General features: G+C 69.6%; 3 protein-coding genes and 2 pseudogenes. 2 read left to right on the top strand and 3 right to left on the bottom strand.

Annotated elements, in window-relative coordinates; translation table 11 throughout:
* A pseudogene (locus tag ACFV5N_RS24665) lies at positions 1-1,185 on the top strand (hypothetical protein); the annotation flags it as partial.
* A 96-nt stretch (positions 1,186-1,281) separates the two neighbouring features.
* Here the strand turns inward: ACFV5N_RS24665 and ACFV5N_RS24660 are convergent.
* Genes ACFV5N_RS24660 through ACFV5N_RS24650 form a run of 3 tightly spaced genes read right to left on the bottom strand, consistent with a single transcriptional unit; the run spans position 1,282 to position 2,927 of the window.
* Positions 1,282-1,614: a WXG100 family type VII secretion target gene (locus tag ACFV5N_RS24660; protein ID WP_176128216.1), complete on the bottom strand. Its 333-nt coding sequence runs from the start codon at positions 1,612-1,614 to the stop codon at positions 1,282-1,284.
* Between the two features lie 42 nt (positions 1,615-1,656).
* Positions 1,657-1,962, bottom strand: a complete 306-nt coding sequence (locus ACFV5N_RS24655) for a hypothetical protein (protein WP_176128217.1) — start codon at positions 1,960-1,962, stop codon at positions 1,657-1,659.
* A 35-nt stretch (positions 1,963-1,997) separates the two neighbouring features.
* The gene (locus tag ACFV5N_RS24650) at positions 1,998-2,927 is read right to left on the bottom strand and encodes a serine/arginine repetitive matrix protein 2 (protein WP_176128218.1); all 930 of its coding nucleotides are present in this window, start codon (positions 2,925-2,927) and stop codon (positions 1,998-2,000) included.
* Positions 2,928-3,253: 326 nt separating this feature from the next.
* Here ACFV5N_RS24650 and ACFV5N_RS24645 point away from each other — a divergent pair.
* Positions 3,254-4,952 (top strand): annotated as a pseudogene (locus tag ACFV5N_RS24645) (hypothetical protein); the annotation flags it as partial.

The raw sequence follows: 4,952 nt of genomic DNA, 5'->3' as shown, positions 1-4,952 counted from the left end.
GGCTCCAGCCTGACCGAGCTGCGCGCCAAGCTGCCGAAGGACCAGCGGCCGGCCCATCTGCTGCTGCTCATCGACGGCTGGGACGCGCTGAGCGCGATGATCGACGACTACGACGGCGGCCGGATGTACACGGACGTCATCCGGCTGGTGCGCGAGGGCCAGGCGGCGGGCATCCATGTGATCGCCACCTCGGAGCGGCTGCTGCTGGGCGGCCGGCTGGCCGCGCACAACGACCGGCGGCTGCTGCTGCGGCAGACCGACCCGAGCGACTACCACCTGGTGGGCATGGCGCGCGGCAAGGTGCCCGCCCATGTGCCGCCGGGCCGCGGCTGGATGGCGCCGTCCGGCGTCGAGACCCAGATCGGGCTGCTGCCCCAGGAGGGCGACGGCGACCCGGCGGCCGACCAGGGCGAGGCGCTGCGCGCGATCGGCCGGCGGACCAGCAAGCGGGACGCCAAGGTCGCGCAGGCGCGCCGCCCGTTCCGGATCGGGCAGCTGCCCGGGCTGATCGGGTTCACCGAGGCGATGGAGCAGCTGCCGGCCGAGCAGCGGCGTCCGCTGTGGGCGCTGCTGGGCATCGGCGGCGACGCCGGGGTCCCGCTGGGCTACGACTTCGCGGCGGGCGGCGGCAGCTTCGTGGTGGCGGGTCCGCCGCGTTCGGGCCGCTCCACGACGCTGGCGGCGATGAGTGTGTCGCTGCTGCTGGGCGGCACCTCGCTGGTGGTGATCACCCCGCGGGACTCGCAGTTGCGCCGGCTGGGTGTGCACGAGCTGGCGAAGGTGATGACGGACACCGACCCGTCGGCGGAGGAGCTGACGGAGGCGCTGGAGGAGGTGTCGGGCCGGCCGGTGGTCGTGGTGGTGGACGACGCGGACATGCTGGCCAACTGCCGGGCCGACCGGGTGCTGCGGGCGGTGGCCACCTCGGGCCGCGACCAGGGCCGGGGGCTGCTGCTGGCCGGTCCCGCCGAGTCCATCTCCTCGCTGGGCTGGATGGGCGCCGCGCGGCGCTCGCGCAGCGGTGTGCTGCTGGGGCCCAAGACGATCGGCGAGGGTGATCTGATCGGGTCGCGGCTGTCGTCGGAGCAGGTGCGGACGGCGCTGCCGGAGGGCCGTGGCTGGACGTCGGGTCCCGGCGGCCACGCCATCGCGGTGCAGATTCCGCTGACGGTGCTGGACGGCTGACGCCCGCGGTGTCCGCGCGCGCCGCGGACACGGTGAACGGCCGCCCCCGGGAGGAAGGGGGCGGCCGTTCGGCTGTGCCCGGGCGGTCGGGCGGGATCAGGCCTCGGCGCTGGCGGCGGCCTCGGCGGCGGCGGCGTTGACGTCGTTGGTGATCTGCTCGTCCGAGTTCGCCATCTCGGTGGCGAAGTTCTGGAACATCTTCGCGTATTCGTCGATGTTCTTGGCCGAGGCGTCCAGCTGGTTGGTGAACTGGTTGTACGCGTCGGTCATCGCGGGGCTGGCCTTTTCGAAGACCAGGCCGTTCTGGAGCAGATTGGCCACGGTGTTCTTGAGGTTCGTCAGCTCGGCGGCGATATCCGCGAGCTTGTTGCCCATCGTGGACGCGGTCGTGTCGATCGCGTCGTAATCGAAGACGACATCATTCGCCATGGAATTCTCCGGTGGTGGTGGGTGGTGCGGGCGACAGGGAAATCAGCCGGCGTTGATCTTCTCCGCCATGTCGGCGTCCATGTTCTCGATGGACTTCTTGATCTCCTTGAACTGGTTCGCGTACTCCTTGATGGCCTCCGCGCCGGCCACGAGGTTCGTGGTGAACGTCTCGTACTTGGCCTCCAGCGCCGGGCTGGTCGCGGTCAGCACCAGGCCGGTGTTGAGCAGCGCGTCGACCTCGTCCTTCGCTTCCTTCATGCGCGGCACGAGCGTGTTGTCGACGGCGTCGTCCAGGACGCCGCACACCCGCTCGATCTCGGCGTAGTCCAGACTGATGTTGGCAGCCATGAGTGGTTCTCCCTTGGTCGCTGCGGTCGCGAGGTCTAGTCCTCGACCTCTTCCCACTCGGCGTCCTTCTTGCCGCTGTGGGTGTACTTGGTCACCTCGTCATCGGCGGTGACTTCCATGGTCCCGGTGCCGTCCTCGTTGAACCGCACCACGGACACACTCTCGGTGCCGTCACCGTAGGTGGTGGTCATGGTGTAGTCCTGGATGGTGCGTTTCTCGCCGTCGACGGTGATCTCCCGGGCCGGCCCGTCGAATTCCTGCTCCGAGGTGTAGGACAGGCCGTTCGGGTTGCTGATCTCCGAGGTCTGCTTGGTGACGTTGTAGTCGTCGTCGTATTCGAGCGTGACCTTCACCGTGCCCTCGTCGTCCGTGTACGTGTACTCGGTCGGCGGCTTGTCACCCTTGGGTTTCGGGGGCTCTTCGCCGGGCTTGAGGGCGTGGTTCCCTTCCGCTTCCAGTTCCCGCCAGGCATCGCAGAAGTCGGGGGCGTCCGAGGCACTGCACACCTGGCGGATGGAGTCGTCCGGGTTCTCCTTGAAGTACTCGGTGGCCCCGATGTCCTCCAGCATGTTGTCCCAGGCCTCTTTGTCGGCCACCCACTGGTCGTGGGCCTCCTTGGCGCTGACCCACTCGTTGAACTCCCCGCGCTGGGCGTCCACGCCACCGCTGGCCGCCATGTTGGCGTCGGTGTCGAACCAGTAGTCCGAGACGCCTTTGAAGGTGTCGGCGAGTTCGGTCAGCCCGTCCTTGGCCTGCTTGGTCCGGCTGCGGGAGCGGCCGTAGAACGTCTGGAAGGCGGCGGCCAGCGTCCGGTTGCCGAGGACGGCCTGGGCGTCGCCGAGGCTTCCCTCGCCGACCTCCTTGAACTTGCCCTCGGCACCGCCGGATCCGGCTTCCTCCGCCAGGGAACGCATCTTTTCCTGCACGGTGTGGAGCTGGCTGTAGTCGATGGAGAAGTCGGCCACGGGTCCTCCGGACGTTCCTCGGGTGCTGCCCTCTCTACGCCCCAGCCGGGAAGAAGGTTCAACGTCCGGGCGTGAGGTGTGCCGCGTTCCGGCCCGGCCGGGGGTTTCGGTCCCGGGCCGTCATCTCCCGTTCCCCGGCCGTCGGTCGGGCGCCGTGCGGGTGAACGGGCGGCGGCCTCCGGTGGCTCGGCGCGAAAGTCCCGCCGTTGTGGGGATCGGATTGAACCAGCGGGGGGCCTGCCGCGTAGTAGTGGTGGAAACCCCTCCGTGCAGTGTCGCCGGGGAGTGCCCTCACCGAACGCGGGGACCCGGAAGGAGTGCCGACCATGGCTCGTCCCGAGGACTGGAGCGCCCTCGGCCTCAAGAGCGACCCGACGCCCGGCGATCCGGGTCAGCTGGACGAGCTGATCACGTCCCAGGCGAAGCTCGTCACGCTCGCCACGACGATCGACGAGGGACTCACCGAGGTCAAGAACACCGCGGACGGCGCGTTCGTGGGCAAGACGGCCGACGCGCTGCGCAAGATCATCGACAACGATCTGCGGAACTACGTCTCCTCCTTCAAGGAGGCCCAGGAGAAGGTCCAGTCCGCGCTCAAGACGTACGTCGAGGTGATGCGGACCGAGCAGGAGCGGGCGGACGAGGCGCTGTCCGCCGCCGCGGGGCTGGGCGAGGACGACGACGAGGAGCGGGCGGGCTACAAGTCCACCGCGGAGGACGCCAAGTCGAACCTGGAGAGCGCCGCGAGCACGGCGGCCACCGCCATCCGCGAGGCGGGGAACAGCATCGACTCGCCGGTGAACGAGTGCGACGAGTTCTGGAAGGCGCTCGGCTGGCTCGCGATCATCCTGATCGTCCCCGCCATCATCGTCGGTGGCCCGCTCGCCCTGTTCGTCCTCGGGCTGAACGTGGCGCTGCTGATCAAGACGGCCGTCGACTTCTCCCGCGGCAAGGCCAGCGTCACCGAACTGGTGCTCTCCATCCTGGGCGTCATCGCGCCGACCACCAAGGGCCTGTCGGTCGGGAAGCTGTGGGGCGGCCTCAAGGGGGCTTTCAAGGGCGGCGTCGCCGGCGGCAAGGCGTTCTTCGGCATCACCAGTTCCGCCCAGTTCGGGGCCCTGTGGATCAAGGGCGCGGGCGGGCTGTGGCAGGGCTTCCGCTTCTCGCCCAACTTCATCAAGACCAACAACCTCGGGCTGAAGTTCGGCGCCAGTCTGAACAACTTCCGGTTCGCCCCGGGCATGGCCGGGCTGTCCGTGATCAACAACGTCGGGGTCAGGTCCTTCCAGATCGGCAAGCTGTTCGCCGGCGCGGTCTTCACGGTCAAGAGCCTGCCGGTGAACATCTTCCGGGGGCTCACCGGTACCCAGGGCCTGCGGTTCTTCCTGCCGGTGGCGGCCAATGAGATCCGGATGGTCGGTCTCGGCCAGGCGCTGAAGATCGGCTTCATCGACCGCGGTCTGTTCGGCATGCACCGCTACGGCCTCGACCCGGCCGTGCTCGCCGGCGGCGCCAGCAAGGTGTCGGGCGCGGCCTCCGCCGGTGTCAACATCTTCACCCCGCCGCCCACCATGGGCGAGCTGGTGCGGTTCCACCACGGCGGGTTCGGCACGATGCCGCCGGTGAACATCGGCACCGGCGGGCTGACGCCGGGCGGCTTCGGCGCCAACTTCTCCGGCGGGGTCCAGGTGGTCTCGCCGCCGCCGATCAGTCTGAACCTCGCCAACCAGAACATCGGCGGCGTCGGCTTCTCCCTGCCCCCGCTGCCCAACATGGGCGCCCTGATCGCCGACGTGCCGTTCTCCGGTGTCGGCGCCGTCGGTGCCCCGACGCTCGGCCCGATGGTGCCGGTGGTCAGCCCGCCGGCCACCGGGATCGGCGTCGTGCCGGTGACCAACGTCGGCACGTCGATGCCGTCGGTCAACACCCCCGCCCCCGGGGCGGTCACCGTGCCCGCCATCGGCGGGAACATGCCGGCCGTGAACACCCCGGGCGTGGGCGCCGTCACCGTCCCCGGTATCGGGG

This window comes from Streptomyces sp. NPDC059853 (assembly GCF_042731495.1).
Taxonomy (GTDB): domain Bacteria; phylum Actinomycetota; class Actinomycetes; order Streptomycetales; family Streptomycetaceae; genus Streptomyces.
The sequence above is the reverse complement of the archived record's forward strand: the minus strand, read 5'-3'. Positions and strand labels throughout refer to the sequence as shown.